Here is a 19,251-nt window from a genome sequence, read left to right on the forward strand (position 1 = left end):
GGTCTCGGCAAGAAAAGGAAGTAAACATGTCTGACTCGAATTGGCTTAGCGAATTCCCAGAAATGGATCGCTCAGATCTCAGAGCTATCCGCAAAACCTTAGATGGTGCCTACCGCGATTTCTCTCGCGAATACGGCGACCTTATTGAATCATTCTTCGATCCTCTTCTCTCATTTCTCGTTTGGTTCGAAAAACTCCTCATTTCTACACCATGGATGATCATCCTTGGTGTATGTACCGCGTTGGTTTATGCCGCAAGCCGATCGTGGAAACTGGCTGTCGCGTGTTTCGTGTCATTAATCCTGATTGGGTACTTTGGCATGTGGGAAGACACGATGCGGACGCTCAGCATCATCACGGTGTGTACCATGCTCGCCATTGCGCTCGGCATTCCTATCGGTATTGCCATGGCACGCTCCAATCGCGTGCAATCCGTCGTGACGCCACTGCTCGACGTGATGCAAACCATGCCCGCGTTCGTCTATCTGATTCCGGTCGTTATGCTCCTTGGTATCGGTAAGATCCCAGGTTTGATTGCTGTTGTGATCTACGCGATTCCACCAGTCATTCGTTTAACCAACTTAGGCATTCGACTCGTAGATAAGGAAGTTCTTGAAGCCGCCACCGCCTTTGGTGCAAGTAACAAGCAACGCTTAGTCGGCGTACAATTACCTTTGGCAATGCCAACCATTATGGCTGGTATCAACCAAACCATCATGATGGCACTTTCTATGGTTGTTATCGCTTCTATGATTGGCGTTAAAGGCTTAGGTCAGCCAGTATTAAAATCAATCACCAACCAGTATTTCACCCTTGGTCTGCTTAACGGGCTAGCAATTGTGGCACTGGCGATTCTGTTTGACCGAGCGTCGCAAGCTTACGCGAAGCGAACCCAAGCACACTTAGGAGATCTGAAACATGACTAAGCCACTTATTGAAATTAGCGGGCTGTATAAGATCTTCGGACCAAAGCCAAAAACAGTGATTGAGCGAGTAAAACAAGGCCAGAGCAAAGACCAAATTCTGGCTGATACGGGTCATACCGTTGGTTTAAAAGACATCAATCTGCAAATTAACAAAGGCGAAATCTTCGTTATTATGGGGCTATCTGGCTCTGGTAAGTCGACCATGATTCGCCACTTCAACCGTTTAATTGACCCAACCATGGGGCAAATCTTAGTTGAAGGCGTCGACGTAATGCAGCTGTCATCAAAAGAGCTAGAAGAGTTTCGCCGCCATAAAATGTCGATGGTATTTCAACGCTTCGGTCTTTTGCCCCATCGTACTGTGGTTGACAACGTAGCTTACGGCTTGGAAATCCAAGGCATCAAAAAAGAAGCGCGCCTTGCGAAAGCCAATGAATGGTTGGAGACAGTTGGTCTGAAAGGTTACGAGAACCAATACCCTGCGCAGCTTTCTGGTGGTCAGCAACAACGTGTAGGCTTGGCTCGTGCACTGGCGACTGACGCTGAGATCCTATTGATGGATGAAGCGTTCTCGGCACTCGACCCTCTGATCCGTAGCGAGATGCAAGATCAGCTGATTGAACTGCAAGAGAAGCTACATAAGACCATTATCTTTATCACTCACGATTTGGATGAAGCGCTTCGCTTGGGTGACCGTATCGCTATTTTGAAAGATGGCGAGTTAGTACAACAAGGCTCTCCAGACGAGATTCTGCTACACCCTGCCGATGAATATGTAGAGGCCTTCGTGAAGGACGTAAACCGAGCACGCGCTCTGACGGTTGAAACCGTGATGCAGCCACCAGCGTATCGCATTGCAGCGACAACCATTGAAGAGGCCCTTGTTGAGATGAAACGCGTGAAACAAGACTACGCGTACCACGTGACCGATGATGGCTATCAAGGAGTGGTTACCAAAGAGAGCTTGCTAGATGCTGCGAAAACCGATGCAGCACAAGAGCTGGCAGAAGAGATCTACGAAGAAGTGCCTGTTGTCTCTCCTGATTCCGTAATTGAAGAAGTACTTCCAGACACCATGTCTTGTGACTACTCACTGCCGGTTGTGGATGACGAAGGTAATCTGCAAGGTGAACTAGAACGTAGCGCCGTGGCTGAAATCTTTACTGATAATACCGAAGAGGAGTCTCCGTCAAAGGAGGTCAAAACACCACCCGCAATGGATAAAGCATCCTAATACGCAAAAGGCTCATCATCTGATGAGCCTTTTTTATCTGGTGGCGGTTTAAAAATTGCGCTACGAAAGTCAAAACATAAACACAAGGAACACAACCAACAGAAAAATACCAAAATAGCTGATGCGTATTCGCATCGCTTTCGACATTGGTTTGTGCGGACGCTTGCCTAAAGTAATAATCGACAGCCCGATATAACCGGTGCAATAACTCAATCTCCACAGGAAAATTTCTATAATAATAGAACGAACAATTGCTCGAAGAACGACTGTAACCAATTCTTCCATTTTCTTCTCCTATCCCTTTTATTTGCAAATCACTGACGTTAAAGATTTTTTCTTACAGAGGCCGTTCAATGGTTTGCTTTGTTCTGACGCAGGTTTAGGAAACAAGTCTATTATTATCACGGTATACCTAAGTGACCTTAGCATACATGCAACGAGATTACTTTGGTATATCAACTTGTTGATTTAGAGAGGAATAAAATGAAAAAGACACTATTAGCACTCACTGGTGCGGTCGTTATTCTAGCAGGCTGTCAGGATGAGAAACCAGCAGAGACAACTGCGGTTGACATTCCTCAGGCCTCAGAAGTTGAAAGCACCGTTGATGCAACACCGATTGAAGAAGAGCAAATGATCACGACAGATACCTTTGTAGATTCTGGTCACAATGCGCAAAATTCGTTGGATTGGAACGGCATTTACAAAGGCAAACTTCCTTGTGCAGATTGCGCGGGTATCGATACAACGTTAACCCTTAACGAAGACGGCACTTATACATTAGTAGAGCTGTATGAAGGCAAAGAAGGCGAGCCAATCAAATCAGAAGGTAAGTTCACTTGGAATGAATCAGGCAACACCATTACATTGGTTGATGAGTCTGGTCCAAACCAGTACTTCGTTGGTGAAAACATGCTAATGAAGTTGGATATGAACGGCGAAAAAGCGACTGGCGAACTGGCTTCATTTTACAACCTGAGCAAGATGCCTTAATACGGTATAACCATTTAATCTAGTCCTGATAAAGACCAAATCCGAGCCTCCCCCGCTCGGATTTTTTCATTCTTGTTATTTAGAACGACAATCAAGAATTTTCATTTATTAAGAAAAATAACAATTCAACCAATTGACGCAAACGATTGCCATTGGTAGATTTCGCCATCTTTCTCATTTGTAAGTATGTCGTATGCAAATCTTTAAACGTTTCGCTGCACTTTTTCCTGCAGTACTTTCTTTCTCTGTTTTCGCTCAAACTCAACCAATCCTTGTGCAAGGTGCGATGGATATTGAAACCAGCACCCTAGTTGAAGCATTGGATGATGCCAAACAAACCACCATTGGTTCTTGGACCTTCTGGCAAGGTGATATAGATGGCTATCCAGTCGTGGTTTCTCGTACCGAAGTTGGCTTGGCGAACGCTGCAGCCTCTACCACTATTGCGATTGAACACTTCAATCCAAAGTATATTATCAACCAAGGTACATCTGGTGGTCACGATCCTAAGTTATACCGCGGTGACATTGTGGTTGGCGAAGCGAGTTTCAACATGGGCGCTTACAAGTCTGAGTTTACCGAAAAAGGCAAAGGCATCGACCCAACGAAGTGGCAGAACTTCGACGTAACCATGCGTCTACGTGAAAACGGCGAGTTTGTTGAACACAAACAATTCAAAGCGGATCCGGCACTGGTTGAAACCGCTCTTTCTTTGTCTGAAGAATACAAAAAAGGCAAAGTCGTGAGAGGCTTGATTGGCTCAGCGGACGAATGGAACCGCGAAGTGGATCGTATCAACTGGTTCCATGAAACATACGGTACGTCTGTTGAAGAAATGGAGACTTCCTCTGCGGCATTGGTTGCTCAAGCTTACCAAGTGCCTTTCGTTGGTATCCGTATACTTTCGAACACAGATCAACACAAGCAAGACTTCGATCCGCAAACCGCGGTCGATTGTCAGCTATACACGATTGATGTGATTAAAGCGCTGATCAAAAAGCAATAGTCGCTTTTAGAATCATAAAGGGAGGCTTAGCAAAGCCTCCCTTTTACTTTGTAATCTTGAGTGAGGGCTCAGTCCAAATATGCGACGAGCAAGTCTGCCTCAATAGCATTGGCGAGCTTGGGAATAGAAGAGAACAAGCGGCTCATAAACTTATGATGGTGACCACACACCACCAAATCGATGTCATTTTCCTTCGCTATACCAGCCAACTTAATATGTAGATCCCCCACCACCACCATGGTCTCGCTAATTGGATAATCACTCTGCTTAGCTAAAGCATCAAGTTCTTGCATTAGCTTTTGCTCGTCCTTCGATTCCAGCGCGACCCTATCGTGATCAACAAAAACAAAAGACACCTTACTGTTTGCATCTCTTGCCATCGCAATAGCTTTGTCGATCACTACTCGACTCGAATCTGATAAATCAACTGCCACCAAAATGTGCGCGTAGCTCATGATACTCTCCCAACTGACCTGCCTAAATTAAGTCTAGCATCACAAGGAATACCACGAAGCAATCACACAATCTGCGCTATAAGCACTGCTGTTTAAGCCAGTTAGTCAACTTGATGATTTCAGGCTGGCGAGCACGATTCTTCTTATGTACAAAGTAAAAGCTATCCCCAGTTTCTAAGCCGTGAGAGGGGATATAAACCAAGTCTTGAGCCTTATCCCGTTCATTCAACATAAAGTCATTGGCAAACGTAATGCCTTGGTCATAGCGAGCAGCTTCGATAGCCAGCAGCATGTGACTGAAGTGCTGCATATCAATATCTTTTGGCAACTCAAACCCACCGGCTTTGCACCACTCTGACCAATCTTTACCGCGCTCACGATAGATAGAATCAGTCGAAAGAATCGGATAGTGCCAGAGTGCATTCGGCATTGGTTGGTCTTGAATTTCTTTCCAGATATTGAGGCTACATACCGGATACAAAGTCTCATCATATAAACGCACAGCCATGTAATTACGCTTAGGCTTCTGCACTGTGATAAAACAGTCACCAACGCTGTCGGTTTGTTCTGGATCTCCAGCAACCATGTTGAGCGTAAGATCAATTTCCGGATGCTGACGCTTGAAGTCCGCCAATCGTGGGATTAACCATTTCACCGCCAGCGAGCTGTAAATTGCCAAGCGTAGACTGCCCTTTTCGCCTTCACGCACTTTTTGACTCGCCATCGCAATGGCACTAATAGCAGGACTGATATCTTCAAGATAACGAAAGCCAGTATCCGAGAGCGATAACTTACGCCCCTGACGAATAAACAGGGCTTCACCAAGGTAGTCTTCTAATATACGAATCTGATGACTCACCGCACTTTGCGTCACGTTGAGCTCCTCTGCTGCAAGGGAAAAGCTCAAATTACGAGCAACGGATTCGAAACAGTGAACCGCTCTAAGAGGTGGCAATTTCATTATCTAAAAATCTCATACTTAAACTAATAAATATCATTTCACTTCATCCTATGACATCACCTACTCTTTGGCAAAGAATGAGGAGAGGAATAACGTGAAAGTCACATCTGTCGGCGCAGCCATGCTGCTATTAATTGTTGGTAACCTAATTGCGGTGCTCTCAGACGCTTTGATCAAAAGCGTCGGTAATGAGGTGCCGGTTTTTCAGTTTGTGTTTTACCGACAATTGTCAGCTGTGATGATGTTATTACCCGTGTACCTACTCACTAAACAAGCCCCATTAATGGAAGGCTTTAAATGGCATGCGGTTCGTGCGCACGTTTGGTTAACTGGTGCGATTTTTATGGTGTTTGCCATCTCATCAATGCCACTCGCGACCGCGAATGCGATCTTCTATGCCGCACCTTTAATCATGTTGCCACTGGCAGCGATCTTCTTTGGAGAGAAACTTTCTGCACAATCTATTGCAGCGGCAGTGATGGGCTTTGCAGGCGTGCTTGTGATTATTCGTCCTGATCAGATTGATTGGGCGGCGCTATCGGCATTGGTTGTCGCAGTCACTTTGGCGATCAACAACCTGCTAATTCGGAAGTTACCGAAGAACCAATCCGTACCACACACACTTTTGATGACGAATCTAGCCGGTATGCCTGTATCACTCTTGTTGGTGTTTATCGAGGGCGAAGCATGGGATTGGAGCTCATTCCCTGTAGCGGCAGGTTCAAGCTTATTCATCATGATTTATGCAGCAACCTGCGTGTTGGCTTATCGCTCTATCGATAGCAACAAAATTGCTAGCGCAGAATACAGCGGCTTGATTGGTGCCGTGATCGTTGGTTTGATTTGGTTCGGTGAAGTGCCAGATATTTTTATGGCAATTGGTACAGTAATGATTGTCGTGCCTCTGATTTGGCTATCAAAACGAGAACGCCGCAAACAAAAACAAGCGCAAGCCGCCAAACTCGCAGAAGAGCAACATCACCGAGCCCCTGCAGCGTAAGTATTTAAAAAGCCGAGCGTTCATCGCTCGGCTTTTGTATTTTAGTATCCGATATTCGTGCTCGCTTCTGAAACTCACTCTATGCGCAGACATCAATACAACACCCGAATTGTCGTTGTCGTTAATTACTTGTAGAAGAGGTGATCTTACCTAGCCCGTACAGCGTGATTTCTCGCTCATTCATATTGTAGATATTGTCAGCCGATGCTGCGTTTATAGTGAAGTAGTAAAAGCCTTCTGGGTCGGGTAATCCCATTTTTCTGTAGTAATCAATGTATGGCTGATGATATTCGTGACCAACAGGAAAGTCTGTGGCAACGTCATCCCCAGCTCCCCAAGAATGCACTCCGATCGTCGCCCCACTTTCTATCGTTCTATTCACGCCAGCTACAAACAAATCTGTACCACCAGAGGCTATTTCTCCATCAGCAGCAATGTAAGAATCTAAATGGCTTGCACGTACTTGGTAAGCGAGCTCTAGGTTTGCATCATCATCAGCAGAGCCATCAATACTAATAAACTTAAGTAGTTTAATCTCTGGGTGCTTTTTCATCATACGTTCAAATGCAGCAGGTGACCCTTTACAAACGACCCCTTGTAATTCTGCCACATCCCCCTTAACTGCAAAGGACAGACTAGGTTCATCTGGAAACAGTTGATCTCCACATTGTGATACAAACAAATTAGGTGCATTAGCTGGAGTAGAAGAATGGCTTTGTCCTTCGATACCACAGCCTGTCAACGCAATCAAAATAATCATCGTCAATGTTTGTTTCTTCATCACTACTCCAATAAAACATCATTCAATAAATAGACAAATTTTAAACAAAAAAACAGCCTCTTCTATCGATGCTTACATACGCTTACAGACTCTCCCAACGCTCGTCTCGCTGTTAACGTCATCGAACTTGAAATTCAATGAAGCGTTGCCTGCTATAGTTAAAACAGTAAATAACAAAATTAAGGCAGCATTGAATTCATCATTACCTCTCGGAAACTCTCAACACTCGGGCTTTTTTGTGCAAGAAATCGCTCTTGATTCAATTCAGCGCTGCCACTTTTTTGAGGGTCTGCGCATGCAAATTGGTTTGAAAACCACACTTCAATTCCTTGTAATTACAACATGTTTGCTTCTTTCTTTACTGACTAGTTCCTCTAACGCTTCTCCGCTTAAGGTCGGGACTTACCCATGTCCTCCTTTTGTTATTGGTTCTGTTGACAGTGATTTGAACGGTCTCAGCATTGAATTATGGGAGCAAATTGCCAAAGAAATGAACGTCGAGTTTCGTTTTGAAAACCAACCTTTAGACGATCTACTCAACGCGATAGAAACAGAACAAATAGATATAGGTGTTTCATGTATTTCCATCACTCCAGAACGCGAACTGTTCGCTGATTTTTCTCATTCTTTCTACGAAACCCATCTCGCGATTGCGGTAAAAAACCAAGGCTATCTGCATACCTTGCAATCTATATTTTTGAACCCGGCTTTGTGGCTCATCGTTGGTGCCATCATATTGGTAGCTGGCTTAGTCGGAGCATTTTTCTATGCGTTAGAAGAAGGGAAAAACGAAAAGCTATATTCAATGAAAAACAGAAGCGGTCGCTGGGTTGAAAGCTTTATTCTTGGCTTGCTGTTTATTACCCGAGGACCGTTTAACTACTTTGAATTTAAAAGCTTAACTGGGCGAATTGTGACGGTATTCATTGGTGTTTTCAGCATGCTTTTTATCGCCAGTATTACTGCAGTTTTGGCTAGCAAACTCACCCTTAGCCAAGGTTATTCACAAATCAAAGGTATCAATGATCTTGCCAATGTTGAAGTCGGTACCAAAACGGCCACCACCTCTTCCTTGTTACTCACTAGCTTTGGCATTCGCCACAAAGACTATGCAGACATGACGGCGCTTTTAACTGCCTTAGACAAAGGTGAAGTCGAGGCGATTGTCGCGGATGATGTTGTGCTCAAATACATGATTGGCAGTAGCAGACTATCTGGACAATTTGAGGATTTAGAAGTGTTGCCGTACCAACTAGAAAAACAGAACTACGGCTTCATCATCACAGAGAACAACCGTTATGAGGAAGAGATTAACCGCGCGCTGTTACAAATCCGTGAATCACGAAAGTGGCGTAAAACGTTGGTCGACTATTTCGCAGACAAGTAGTATTCACCACTATCTTCTAAAACGAAAAAAGCCCTTAAGTTCAATGAACAAATGGGCTTATGTATTCAATCTAGTTGGCGATTATTGCGGTAGAACCACTTTACCATCTTGAATTGGGAAAGTTTTGCCTGCAGGTTTGCTCTTCATGCGCACAGTCGTTGGTGCACCTGCAACTTCATAAGTGACATCGTAACCTACTACTTTTTCTGAAGTGGTGTATTCAGTGTGGCATTGTTTCTCTGTTGAAGTCACAACATCGCCCTTCTGCACATTGTCTTGAATTTCACGCCCTGCCATTGCACCGGCAATTGTTCCTGCCGCCGTTGCAATCACTTTACCTGAACCACCACCGATTTGGTTACCTAATGCAGCACCCGCCGCCGCACCGCCAACCGTGCCAAGGATCTTGTTGTTGTCTTTAGGTGCAACTTGGTGCGTCACTACAACATCTTTACACACTTGATGTGGGTTCTTCACGGTTTCAGTTACCGCTTCAACAAGCGTAATGTTTGCTTCAGTTGGTGCAGGTGGCGTTTTGTCTTTACAGCCTGCCAGTACAGCAACCACTGCCGTCGCGATTGCGATAGATTTCATATTCATGGATTACTTCCCAGTACAGTTATCTTTGATTGGCGGTATAGTAAATCGTGAACTGGAATTCACATCAGGTAAAAACAAGCCCGAGGTCATTAGCAGGTTAAAAAACGGCGTTTTATAAACGGAATGTCAGGAGGTAATCTTGAAAAGGTCAATCGGAGCCAGATCACATCAATGCTGACTATGAATCGCCCAGCAACTACTAAGTCAGATTGAGTAAACTTTAAGCAACCACCATCCATCGAGTCCAAAAGGCGAGCAAAATCGATGCAAACATGACCCAAACCAGCGTCGCGGCTGTCAGTGTACCCACCAAGCTCAAGCGGTAGCTAAAGTAAAAGACGGAGATCAGATACGCCGCATAAGGTATTAGAGAGTAGATACCGAACAGTGCGGTTTGGCGCAGTGCCTCCATATCTCGCTCGCTGCCCACAATAAAGTGCGCAATCAATGCGAAGGTCGGAAACAAAGGCACCAAACCTGCAATATAGAAGCTTTTTGATTTAGAGAGCATGGCAATGACGAGTACTGCCACCGCACCGAGTAACGACTTGAGAAAAAGACTGGTCATCAATATCTATCAAACCGTCTAAGCTAAACTCAAAAACAGCTCATCATCTGTCAGATATTTATGACGATGGCTTAGACTGCGTAAGTGCATAAACATAAAGTCAGGAAAACCTGGAGCAATGACGTTGTTTGGCTCCCAGAAGATGCCACCCACGAAAACGTAGCGACCTTGCTTTTCATCATCATGCAAAGGGTTATTGATTGGTGTCGACAATTCAGCGCGGCATCCTTCAACCACACAGACGATTTGCCCTTTAAAAATGCCAATTACACGTTTAACAAGGTTCGCTTTTATTCCGCACTTCCATGCTTGGCGCGTTGCCCACTCATAACCGTGTTTGTTAATCGCTTTTTTCTGTAAATGCACAACCAAATTCATCGCTCATTCCCGAGTTGACCTTTGTTTGTACTATAACCAAATCGCCTTCTCGGTTTGCCGATTTTAATTTGTCGAAACCATAGAAGATAAAAATCAAGAAACGAGAGCTTTACAACAATTCGCCTTTTCCTTAACGAATTTTAGGATTTTTCTGACAATATAAAACGACTTCTGTTGCATAGAATGGCGTCATATTTATAAAAATAACGACAACAATAAGGTGACGTATGGCTTTTGATGACTATTGGAAGAAGGTTCGTGAAAAGCACTTAAAGAGTGCCAACTTAGAAGGGCTTATTGTTAAAAGAATACGAGCGAATACAGGCAGTAAGAGGCTCCCATATCGAACGAAGTGTGGCGCACTGTGTGAAATCAAGTACAACGAAGTGTGCGACAGTCAAAAAGAGTGATGATTCTGCACCACCCTTTTCTCAGTATTTCAACTTTACCGCCGATAAACACCGTTCTTACCGGACTACGCGTCAATAAGGTAGTTATCGCCTTCGTTTTCTAGGCGATCGATCAGTACGCGACACTCATCGAGATCAAGCGGCTGCTCAAAACGACGCTTCAAATTCATCAAAAAGAAGATGTCTTCGCACATCGCTTTCTCTGGCTCATCGCTGATTTTCGCAACAGGTGAGCCGTTGCATGACACCATTTTAATAACGATAGACAAAGGTTTGTACGCAACACCTTGTGCGTTCACGTAATCACCCATATCGTTCGCAAGCGACGTACCAATGCCAAAACTCACTTGAACACGACCTTGGAAGTGCTCACAAATATCTAGCGCTTGATCGAAGTTCAAACCATCGGTAAACACCAAGGTTTTCGTCATTGGATCGATGCCAAGCGATTGATAATGCATAATCATCTTTTCGCCCCATGTGTAAGGGCAGCCACTATCATGACGCACTCCCACATAAGCATTACTGAGCTCTTCATCAAAGTCTTTTAAGAACGCATCAATACCAATGGTGTCCGTTAATGCAATGCCTAACGCGCCATTAAACATCTTTTGCCAACGCTGCAGAGCTACCTTTTGTGAATCACGGACATTCACGAGCGCTTGGTGCCCCATAAACCATTCGTGCGCCACTGTACCGATTGGCGTGAGATCGAGCTCTTTCGCCAAATGGTAGTTACTGGTTCCAGTGAGGCTGTCAGGCAACTCTTCGCTCAGATACTGCAACATTGATCGCTGAGCTTGGAACGAGAAACGACGACGAGTCGACATATCAGCAAACTTAAAGTTGGTGATATTACGACGTTTCAGCTCTGCTTTAAGGAGACGAACCTTCTCTTCTAAAACCGATTGGAACTGCTCGACTGGGATCTCTGTCCAACGTGCACGGCTACGCACTTCGGACACAATACTCATGATGATGGTTTCGTAAAGAATGGTTTCTTTCCAAAGACCATTGATGGTAATGCGTAATTGGCTTGTGCCATCAGCCATGGTTTTCGTATTGAAAGAAACATCGCGTTGAGGGTTAAAACGAAACGCATGCAGTGCATCAACAAACTCAGGACTTAGATAAGGCGCAACACCTTTCATGTACTCAATTTCTTCTGCAGAGAAGGTGATATCTTGCAGTTTAAGTACTTCAGCTTTCACCTCTGGCAGCAATTCAGATAGGTCTTCTTCACTGCGCACGATGAATTTATAAGACACCATCGCATCGGGATAAAGCGCTGCAACAGCACTCATCATGTTCACTTTGTATACGTCAAAATCTAACGCACTTTGGATGATGCGAGACGAAAATAAATTGGTGGTCATTCGGAGCCCTTCTACACGCCCTTTTTCGTTTATACCCAAATTCCCTCAGCACGGTACAAACCGCATCTTATTGTTTTCCCGACAAAGTTGGGGAAAAGTTCTCAACAAGGCAAACTTGGGTATATAACTTGTTGTTACTAACTTAATTGCGTAAACAATAAACACCCACTTAGGGTTTGTCAACTTTTGTTACTAACCACTCATTTTTATAAGGTTTTTACGCACAAAATTCGGACAGTTATTGTGGATAACCTGAGCAGATAAGCACACCTTTGCTTAAAGAGGAACGCTAGACAACAATGAACACGTTTCTAACAATCGGTTACTTACCCATTGATTGACTACTTGTTATGCGCTAGATTACTTACAAATTATTCTCAGGACCAAATCATGATCGTAACCGTCGACATTATTCCATTCAGACTATCTGGCTGCGCCGATAAGGGGTTGGAAGTGTTGCTGATCAAGCGTTCGAACCCGGAACGTCCGTACCACGGTGTATGGGCCCTACCCGGCGGGTTTGTGTTTGATAAAGACATGACCCACGAAGGTGGACGCCCGGCGGACGAGAACTTTGAAGCAGCACGACGCCGTATCTGCCGCGAAAAAATCCATACCTACCCTCGTCACTTTAGTGAAGCCTTTGTCGATGGCGACCCAAAACGCGATCCTGAAGATTGGAGTCTGAACATCACTCACTACGCCTTGGTTGACCGTAACAACAAAGAGCAAATCGACAACGCTGGCGTTCCAGAATGTCATCTAAAGTGGTTCCCACTACAAGCAATCCTTGATGGTGAAGAGACCCTCGCTTTTGATCACCAAAAGATGATTGAAAAGGCATGGCAGAAGTTGCGCGCCTCTATCGAATACACCTCGGTCCTATTGTTCGCACTTGATAAAGAGTTTCTGGTTGCCGACATCATTGCCGCCTATCAAGAGTTCGGTATCGACATCAGTCGCATGACGATCAAACGACGCTTGATTGATTCAGGTGTACTCAAGCCAACCAACAAAGTCGCTTCCACTAACAAAGGTAAAGGCGGCAAACCAGCGATGGTCTACACCCTAGCAAGCGACGAAGTAACCTTTTTCCAAAACTGTTTGCGTGGCTAACGCAAGCATAAAGACAGACAAGGAGTCTGCCATGACAGTTCGAGTTAATTACCAAACCACAGCAGTGATCGACGTGGATCCTGAGAAAGGTTTCACCGAACTTTGCCCTGACGAACTGCCAGTCACTGGCGCATTAGAAATCGTTCCAGAACTACTAAAGAACCACGCGAAAGGTCGCTTAAAGCTCGTCAGCCGTGATTTGCATCCACCAAAAGCGGCGTGGGACGCAGAAACGCCAGCGAATATGCTTGAACCAGTAGGCTTACCTAACGTGGATATTAAGTGGAACCGCCATTGTGTGCTTGGCACTACGGGCGTTGAACTGTTGGACGGTCTACCTCCTGTTCTGGAGTACGATTTCCAAGTGAACAAAGGCATGGACCCAGACGCACATCCTTACGGTATCTTTTTCCACGACGTGGCTGATACCAAAACCACAGGTGCGAATGAGTTCCTCAAGTTCAACAACATCGATACAGTTGTTGTCGGCGGCTTAGCGCTCGATTTTTGTGTAAAAAAATCCGTCACTCAAGCACTCGACTTAGGCTTCAAAGTAATTGTGAACCTAGCTTCTAGCCGTGCGGTCTTGCCAGATACCGTCGATGCGGTAATTGCAGAGATGAAAGAGAAAGGTGCGATATTTGTCGACAAGGCGGATGACATCATCGTTGAGAACTTCGCGTAATATATGTCGATTTAAATCTAAGCCCATCAGCTTTTGCTTAAAAAGAAAACGGTCCAGCTTATCTGGACCGTTTTTTGTTTGTGGCGTCTAAGAAGGGGATTACTTAATCACACCACACACAATGCGAGCACCGCCGCCGCCAAGTTTCGCCGGATGGTCAGAGTGGTTATCACCACCAGCATGAACCATCAAAGCACGACCTTTTACGTCATCAAGTTTCACTCGTGGTGCCAATACTGGCTGATCCGCCATTCCATGAGCATTCACGTAAAGCGCCGGTAAATCGCCAAGATGATTGTCGTCCGTCCAAGGGAAGCCATGCTTACCTGTTTTTTCTGGGTCATAATGCCCTCCAGCAGCACCGCCAAGAATGGTTTTACCTTCTTTGGTAATGCTGTCACACGAGCCGTTAGCGTGTAAATGGAAGCCATGCGTACCAGCGGGTAAACCCTGTAGTTTCGGTGTAAAAACGGTGCCGTAATCACTGTCGCTGATCATCACGGTACCAGTTGATTGCCCAGAGCCAAGGTCAATCATTTCTACGCTTACTGTCTCGGCAAAAGTTGGAGAAGAGAGAAGCGTTAGTGCAGCAAGCCATGTTGTTTTATTCATACTGTGGGTCCTATTTATTGTTATTTATCAGTGTTGAAGCGATTTCAACACATTGGATTGACCATAGATCTCGGCAAATTCTTTCAAATTTAGCCCAGCTTTATTGCGCAGCTCTGGTGAACAATCCGCTTGATAGAGGTCTTTAGCTATGCCTATTTCACGTTTGATGAGTGCCCCCATTAATGCAGTGTTACCACGCTTATCTTGTAGGCAGGCGTTGGCTCCGGAGTCGAGCAGCAAGCGAACGGTTTCTCTATGTCCTTGATATGCGGCCACCATCAATGCGGTATAACTTTGGTTATTGCGTTGGTCGATTGGGAAGCCTTGAGAAACAAATGTATCGACCACTTCGTTATTACCAATTCGCGCAGCATCGAAGAACAGTTCAACCAGAGATTGGTATTCCTCTTCCAGCTTGTCTTCGGCGGCCAATAAGCTCAGCGAAAAGCTCAAAGAGAACAGAACGGCACTGAGCAAAAACACGGTTTTCATTTACTCACCCTCATTAACAAAATTGGAGAATGACCCACGGGAGCCCTGATTTTCGGGCAGAAAAGAGCAGATAAATCTCCCGCAGGTCAAAACTTATTGCTTACATCATCGCTTTGTTTTTCACTTGCTTGAGATTGGTATCTGTCGCCTCAGCCAGACGCGTACCGTACTCTTTGTCTGCGCGGTAGAAATAGCTCACCATGGTTTCCTTAACGTCTTTATCCATCACCTTGTTCAGGTCACCCGCTAAGTTGGCAATCAAATCACTCTGGTCTTGCTTGTTCATGCTGCGGAACAACACACCCGCTTGGTAGAAGTTACGAGGATTGCTGATCGCTTTTTGTTGAACAGTGCCAACCAACTTGGTTTCAACTGCTTTAAACTGCGTGTCTTCTGCCAGCGCCAGTTTACGGCTTGGTTCGTAGTTCACATCACCATTGCCTTGCTTCGCGTTGTTGCTCAATCCATCTTGGTTATGGTTATTCACTGATGCTAACGGACGGTTTACTGGCAGTTGGAACAAGTTCACACCCAAACGGTACAACTGTGTATCTGCATAAGCGAACAAACGACCTTGTAGCAAACGGTCTTCCGATGGTTCGATACCAGGAATCAGATTCGAAGGCGCAAATGCCGACTGTTCAGTGTCTAAAAAGAAATTTTCTGGTAGGCGATTCAACGTCATAGTGCCGACTTTTTGATCCGGTACATTCAGCCATACTTTGGTTGCATCCAACCCGTTGTAATCCAGTTTGCTCAGAGCTTCTGGTGACAGCACTTTCACGTAGAGATCCCACTTAGGATAGTTACCACGCCCAATTTCTTTGTACAGATCATTGGTTAAATGGTTGAAGTCCTTACCCTGCATCGCAGTTACTTCATCAGGACGAAGGCTTTCAATACCTTGTTGGCTCTTCCATTGGAACTTCACGTAGTTCACATCGCCTTGCTTATTGATCCACTTGTAAGCGTGCACACCAAAGCCATCCATCGTGCGATAGCTTGCTGGCGTGCCTAAGTTGCTATAAACCCAAGTCAGCATGTTGGTCGCACTCGGCTCATGACTGAAGAAATCAAAGATTCGGTTTGGATCCTGAACGTTGTTAACTGGAGACGGTTTGAGAGAGTGCACCATATCCGGGAACTTAATCGAATCACGGATGAAGAACACAGGCAGGTTGTTCCCTACCAGATCCCAGTTACCCTGTTCAGTATAAAATTTAGTGGCGAAACCACGAGGATCGCGAAGTGTCTCTGGTGATCCTTTTGAGTGAATAACGGTCGAAAAACGTACGAAAACAGGAGTTACCTTTCCTTTGTTAGTAAAAGGAGCGGAAACCGTTAAGTCACTAAAATCACCCGATGCAACAAACTCACCGTGAGCACCTGTACCACGAGCATGCACAACACGCTCAGGAATTCGCTCTCTAGCAAAACGCTGCAATTTTTGGATCAGGTGAACGTCTTGCAGTAATACGCTGCCATTTTCACCTGCTGTGATTGAATTCTGGTTGTCACCAACTGGTGCACCATTGTCTCTTGTCAGGGTTTGCGCCTGTAGAGATGTGCTGGCTAAGCCAACTGTAATTAATAAAAAGCTTTTTGACATCTGCATGGTTGCTCTCCAATGCGTGCTAACCATTTGACCAGTCGAGTGGTCAATGGATACTCAAAAGCTCTTTTCTGCCCACCGAGAATATATCTTCAACAATTACATTTGTTTAATGGGAAATAACGATAGATTTAATAGGGAGAACCAATGAAATTTTTGAGGTTTTATCGGTTTGATTAATAAAACCTAGACTCGGGCTGAGAAACTCGACGGAAGAGTTAATACACTGACAGAAAAGCACAGCGATGAAAAGGACACCAGAATGCACCAACATGAAAAGTTAAATTACGTTGAGTTTGGCACGCGAGACATCAATGCGACTAAACAGTTTTTCGAGCAAGCCTTTGGATGGGGCTTCGTTGATTATGGTCCAGAGTACAGCGCCTTTTCAGATCAAGGTTTAGACGGTGGCTTTTTTGCAACAGAGCAAGTGAGCCAAACAACAAATGGGGCGGCACTACTGGTGTTCTATAGTTCAGATATTCACACTACGTTAGCTAAAGTCGAGCAGTTTGGAGGTCAAGTAATTCGTCCGATCTTCGAATTTCCCGGCGGTTGTCGTTTCCATTTCACCGAGCCGGGTGGCAATGAATTCGCGGTCTGGTCTGAAAACCATTAATTAATGACAGGTAAAACAATAATTAATGACAAGTAAAACAGCAACGTACCATTACATTCGATAGTTGACTCGAAGAGTTACAAACCAGCTCGCCTCGCCTTCTCATTTATTGATAACGCGGGGCTTTTAGAGCGGTTAAATCTTATACAGTTTTTTTTGTTCTTTAAATACAAAAGCAAAGGTAAAACATGGAAGTTTTGAAGCGTTGGTTCATCGCCCTTTCAATAGGGGTTGTATTATCGGCATGTGGCGGGGGAGATGGCTCCTCTGTTGACAGCAGCTCCGCATATGTTCCTGCGGAAAAAATACAAGACAATATTTTTTCCAATATCACTGGCGTTAGTTATCCCTACGACATCTACTTGCCAGAAAACTATGAAGAGCGCACGACATCTTTGCCCGTCATCTACGTTTCCGACGGTAATGGGACAGGTCAGGGGTTTGGTAACCTCATCGCCAATGCCGAACTCGATGTCATCCTAATCGCCATTCATGAAGGTCCTCCTGGACGCAGAAACATTGATTATTTGCCACCAGGTGTCGATGACTTCTACCTTTTCTTAACCCAAGAACTCATCCCAATTGTTGAAGCCGAATACGATATCGATCCAAATGAACGTACACTGGCTGGACATTCATTTGGAGGCGCAAAAACTGCCTATATCATGCTAACGGAAGACATTGGCGTCGAGTTCTTCAAAAATTTCATCATCTCTGACGGGTCATTTTGGCGCATTGATGACACCATCTATTCTTTGGAGGAGCAACGTTACGAGGCTTCACCATGGTTAGAAGCCACCGCTATATTGAGCTCAACAAACATCGGAAATCATCCATCGGTTGATGCTTTCTATAAACATATCCAATCGAAGGGCTACATGGGTTTTAATTTGCCACCGCTCATCGAGTACAAAAAATTAGATCACGGGAAGATGTGGTACCACACCTACAGAGACAGTCTACCAATCTTGTTTCCAAAAGAAGAAATTTAAGACCATCAAAATAAGTCAGTGGTAGCCAGATTCGGAACTGACATTGCATTTCTGGTTGATCTCATCCTTGGTTTAATCCACTGTTAGCGCAACAATTAATCAATGGGGCGCTAGACCTCGACCAAGGATGTATCATGACTGCAGCCAGTTTTTTTCGCTTACTTTGTCTCGCTGCTATTTGGGGTGGCTCGTTTCTGTTTATGCGAGTCGCCGCTAATACGTTCGGACCGGCTTACTTAATCGAGTTTCGTGTTGCATTTGCGGCAATAGCATTGCTCTTGATAGCTTTCTATCTCAAAAAGAAACTTGCCTTCACAAAACACATTAAGCACTTTTTCATTATTGGCTTGTTTAATAGCGCTGTGCCCTTTCTGCTTTTTGCTTACGCTGCTCAAACACTAAATGCGTCGACCTTAGCCATTCTCAACTCAACCGCACCGATATGGGGCGCGTTAATTGGTTTTGTTTGGTATCGCAGTCCTTTAACGGCAAAAGCCATTCTAGGTATGATGATTGGTATTGGTGGTGTGGCTGTACTTGTCGGCTTGGATTCTTCAACCATCGGCAGAGAGACTATCTTCCCCATCGGGGCAAGCCTAATGGCTTCTTTCAGCTATGGGATTGCAACCAACTACACTAAAAATGCTCCGCAAGTTCCAGCTTTCGACAATGCACACGGCAGTATGTGGGCAGCGGTTATTTGGGTTCTACCGTTATTACCTTTCCTACCAATGCGCGCTGAACCGAGCAGTTTTGAATGGAGCTCCGTCATCGCTCTTGGCGTTGTGTGTACCGGTCTCGCTTATTTACTCTACTTCCGCTTAGTTTCGGATATTGGTCCTGCTTCTGCCTTGACCGTCACTTTCCTTGTTCCCGTTTTCGGCATTTTATGGGGTTACTTGATTCTGGGTGAACCTGTCGGTTTTAATACCATCATAGGGACAATTTTGGTGCTAGGCGGAACCATGTTGGTGACAGGTTTCTCTCCTGCTGCAATGCTGGCAAAGCGAAAACAAAGAGTGGCATAACGACCGTTGTAGTACACAGT

23 protein-coding genes are annotated in these 19,251 nt (G+C 44.9%); 12 read left to right on the forward strand and 11 right to left on the reverse strand.

The annotated features are described in order from the left end of the window. The first annotated feature begins 26 nt into the window (after positions 1-26). Positions 27-926 carry a proline/glycine betaine ABC transporter permease gene (locus ABMY42_RS12335; RefSeq protein WP_005429511.1) on the forward strand — a complete coding sequence of 300 codons (900 nt, stop codon included), beginning with the start codon at positions 27-29 and terminating at the stop codon, positions 924-926. After that, on the forward strand, positions 919-2,160 hold the full coding sequence (locus ABMY42_RS12340; RefSeq protein WP_009699542.1) for a glycine betaine/L-proline ABC transporter ATP-binding protein: 1,242 nt from the start codon (positions 919-921) through the stop codon (positions 2,158-2,160). The genes ABMY42_RS12335 and ABMY42_RS12340 overlap by 8 nt, the downstream gene beginning before the upstream one ends. 69 nt (positions 2,161-2,229) lie before the next feature. Here ABMY42_RS12340 and ABMY42_RS12345 read toward each other — a convergent pair whose 3' ends face one another. Then, a complete protein-coding gene (locus tag ABMY42_RS12345; protein WP_005452947.1) occupies positions 2,230-2,445 on the reverse strand; it encodes a hypothetical protein in 216 nt (71 codons plus the stop codon). 198 nt (positions 2,446-2,643) lie between these two features. On the opposite strand from ABMY42_RS12345, the gene ABMY42_RS12350 reads away from it, so the two are divergent. Both ABMY42_RS12350 and ABMY42_RS12355 read left to right on the forward strand, forming a co-directional pair. Next, entirely contained in the window at positions 2,644-3,153 is a 510-nt protein-coding gene (locus ABMY42_RS12350; protein ID WP_349266348.1) for a copper resistance protein NlpE, read from the forward strand. Between the two features lie 193 nt (positions 3,154-3,346). Continuing rightward, positions 3,347-4,159, forward strand: coding sequence for a 5'-methylthioadenosine/S-adenosylhomocysteine nucleosidase (locus ABMY42_RS12355; protein ID WP_110416185.1), 813 nt, complete (start codon positions 3,347-3,349; stop codon positions 4,157-4,159). Between the two features lie 68 nt (positions 4,160-4,227). Here ABMY42_RS12355 and ABMY42_RS12360 read toward each other — a convergent pair whose 3' ends face one another. Together ABMY42_RS12360 and ABMY42_RS12365 are read right to left on the reverse strand one after the other, a co-directional pair. Next, on the reverse strand, positions 4,228-4,614 hold the full coding sequence (locus ABMY42_RS12360; protein WP_005452953.1) for a universal stress protein: 387 nt from the start codon (positions 4,612-4,614) through the stop codon (positions 4,228-4,230). Positions 4,615-4,690: 76 nt separating this feature from the next. Continuing rightward, positions 4,691-5,575, reverse strand: a complete 885-nt coding sequence (locus tag ABMY42_RS12365) for a LysR substrate-binding domain-containing protein (protein WP_005452955.1) — start codon at positions 5,573-5,575, stop codon at positions 4,691-4,693. A gap of 94 nt (positions 5,576-5,669) precedes the next feature. On the opposite strand from ABMY42_RS12365, the gene ABMY42_RS12370 reads away from it, so the two are divergent. Continuing rightward, entirely contained in the window at positions 5,670-6,575 is a 906-nt protein-coding gene (locus ABMY42_RS12370; RefSeq protein WP_009697902.1) for a DMT family transporter, read from the forward strand. Positions 6,576-6,696: 121 nt separating this feature from the next. Here the strand turns inward: ABMY42_RS12370 and ABMY42_RS12375 are convergent, their stop codons facing one another. After that, positions 6,697-7,356, reverse strand: a complete 660-nt coding sequence (locus ABMY42_RS12375; RefSeq protein ID WP_009697903.1) for an alpha/beta hydrolase — start codon at positions 7,354-7,356, stop codon at positions 6,697-6,699. Positions 7,357-7,651: 295 nt separating this feature from the next. On the opposite strand from ABMY42_RS12375, the gene ABMY42_RS12380 reads away from it, so the two are divergent. Next, a complete protein-coding gene (locus ABMY42_RS12380) occupies positions 7,652-8,743 on the forward strand; it encodes a transporter substrate-binding domain-containing protein (protein WP_026000272.1) in 1,092 nt (363 codons plus the stop codon). An 81-nt stretch (positions 8,744-8,824) separates the two neighbouring features. Here the strand turns inward: ABMY42_RS12380 and ABMY42_RS12385 are convergent, their stop codons facing one another. The 3 genes from ABMY42_RS12385 to ABMY42_RS12395 all read right to left on the reverse strand — a co-directional run bounded on the left by ABMY42_RS12385 (position 8,825) and on the right by ABMY42_RS12395 (position 10,289). Further along, positions 8,825-9,343 carry a glycine zipper 2TM domain-containing protein gene (locus ABMY42_RS12385; RefSeq protein ID WP_005452967.1) on the reverse strand — a complete coding sequence of 173 codons (519 nt, stop codon included), beginning with the start codon at positions 9,341-9,343 and terminating at the stop codon, positions 8,825-8,827. Between the two features lie 220 nt (positions 9,344-9,563). Then, on the reverse strand, positions 9,564-9,911 hold the full coding sequence (locus tag ABMY42_RS12390) for a GlpM family protein (protein ID WP_005452970.1): 348 nt from the start codon (positions 9,909-9,911) through the stop codon (positions 9,564-9,566). An 18-nt stretch (positions 9,912-9,929) separates the two neighbouring features. Beyond that, complete coding sequence (locus ABMY42_RS12395; RefSeq protein ID WP_005452972.1) at positions 9,930-10,289, reverse strand: hypothetical protein; 360 nt, start codon at positions 10,287-10,289, stop codon at positions 9,930-9,932. A gap of 227 nt (positions 10,290-10,516) precedes the next feature. Between ABMY42_RS12395 and ABMY42_RS12400 the strand changes: the two genes are divergently transcribed. After that, positions 10,517-10,699 (forward strand): hypothetical protein, encoded by a 183-nt coding sequence (locus ABMY42_RS12400; RefSeq protein WP_005452974.1) that lies wholly within the window; start codon positions 10,517-10,519, stop codon positions 10,697-10,699. A 65-nt stretch (positions 10,700-10,764) separates the two neighbouring features. On the opposite strand, the gene pncB is transcribed toward ABMY42_RS12400, so the two are convergent. Further along, positions 10,765-12,075, reverse strand: a complete 1,311-nt coding sequence (pncB, locus tag ABMY42_RS12405) for a nicotinate phosphoribosyltransferase (RefSeq protein WP_050907971.1) — start codon at positions 12,073-12,075, stop codon at positions 10,765-10,767. A gap of 390 nt (positions 12,076-12,465) precedes the next feature. Here pncB and ABMY42_RS12410 point away from each other — a divergent pair, with 390 nt between their 5' ends. Beyond that, entirely contained in the window at positions 12,466-13,191 is a 726-nt protein-coding gene (locus tag ABMY42_RS12410) for an NUDIX domain-containing protein (protein WP_009697909.1), read from the forward strand. Between the two features lie 31 nt (positions 13,192-13,222). After that, positions 13,223-13,876 (forward strand): nicotinamidase, encoded by a 654-nt coding sequence (locus ABMY42_RS12415; RefSeq protein ID WP_005452981.1) that lies wholly within the window; start codon positions 13,223-13,225, stop codon positions 13,874-13,876. Between the two features lie 99 nt (positions 13,877-13,975). On the opposite strand, the gene sodC is transcribed toward ABMY42_RS12415, so the two are convergent. The 3 genes from sodC to ABMY42_RS12430 form a co-directional block, all read right to left on the reverse strand. After that, positions 13,976-14,488, reverse strand: a complete 513-nt coding sequence (sodC, locus tag ABMY42_RS12420; protein WP_017818482.1) for a superoxide dismutase family protein — start codon at positions 14,486-14,488, stop codon at positions 13,976-13,978. Positions 14,489-14,515: 27 nt separating this feature from the next. Continuing rightward, complete coding sequence (locus tag ABMY42_RS12425) at positions 14,516-14,980, reverse strand: ankyrin repeat domain-containing protein (RefSeq protein WP_009697911.1); 465 nt, start codon at positions 14,978-14,980, stop codon at positions 14,516-14,518. 100 nt (positions 14,981-15,080) lie between these two features. Next, positions 15,081-16,595: a catalase gene (locus ABMY42_RS12430; protein ID WP_349266349.1), complete on the reverse strand. Its 1,515-nt coding sequence runs from the start codon at positions 16,593-16,595 to the stop codon at positions 15,081-15,083. Positions 16,596-16,854: 259 nt separating this feature from the next. On the opposite strand from ABMY42_RS12430, the gene ABMY42_RS12435 reads away from it, so the two are divergent. The 3 genes from ABMY42_RS12435 to ABMY42_RS12445 all read left to right on the forward strand — a co-directional run bounded on the left by ABMY42_RS12435 (position 16,855) and on the right by ABMY42_RS12445 (position 19,231). Next, positions 16,855-17,211: a VOC family protein gene (locus ABMY42_RS12435; RefSeq protein WP_349266350.1), complete on the forward strand. Its 357-nt coding sequence runs from the start codon at positions 16,855-16,857 to the stop codon at positions 17,209-17,211. A gap of 188 nt (positions 17,212-17,399) precedes the next feature. Beyond that, positions 17,400-18,203 (forward strand): alpha/beta hydrolase-fold protein, encoded by an 804-nt coding sequence (locus ABMY42_RS12440; RefSeq protein WP_005452997.1) that lies wholly within the window; start codon positions 17,400-17,402, stop codon positions 18,201-18,203. A gap of 134 nt (positions 18,204-18,337) precedes the next feature. Beyond that, the gene (locus ABMY42_RS12445; protein ID WP_349266351.1) at positions 18,338-19,231 is read left to right on the forward strand and encodes a DMT family transporter; all 894 of its coding nucleotides are present in this window, start codon (positions 18,338-18,340) and stop codon (positions 19,229-19,231) included. The last annotated feature ends 20 nt before the right edge of the window (positions 19,232-19,251 follow it).

It is taken from the genome of Vibrio sp. SSH13-20, from assembly GCF_040104475.1.
In the GTDB taxonomy this organism is placed as follows: domain Bacteria; phylum Pseudomonadota; class Gammaproteobacteria; order Enterobacterales; family Vibrionaceae; genus Vibrio; species Vibrio harveyi.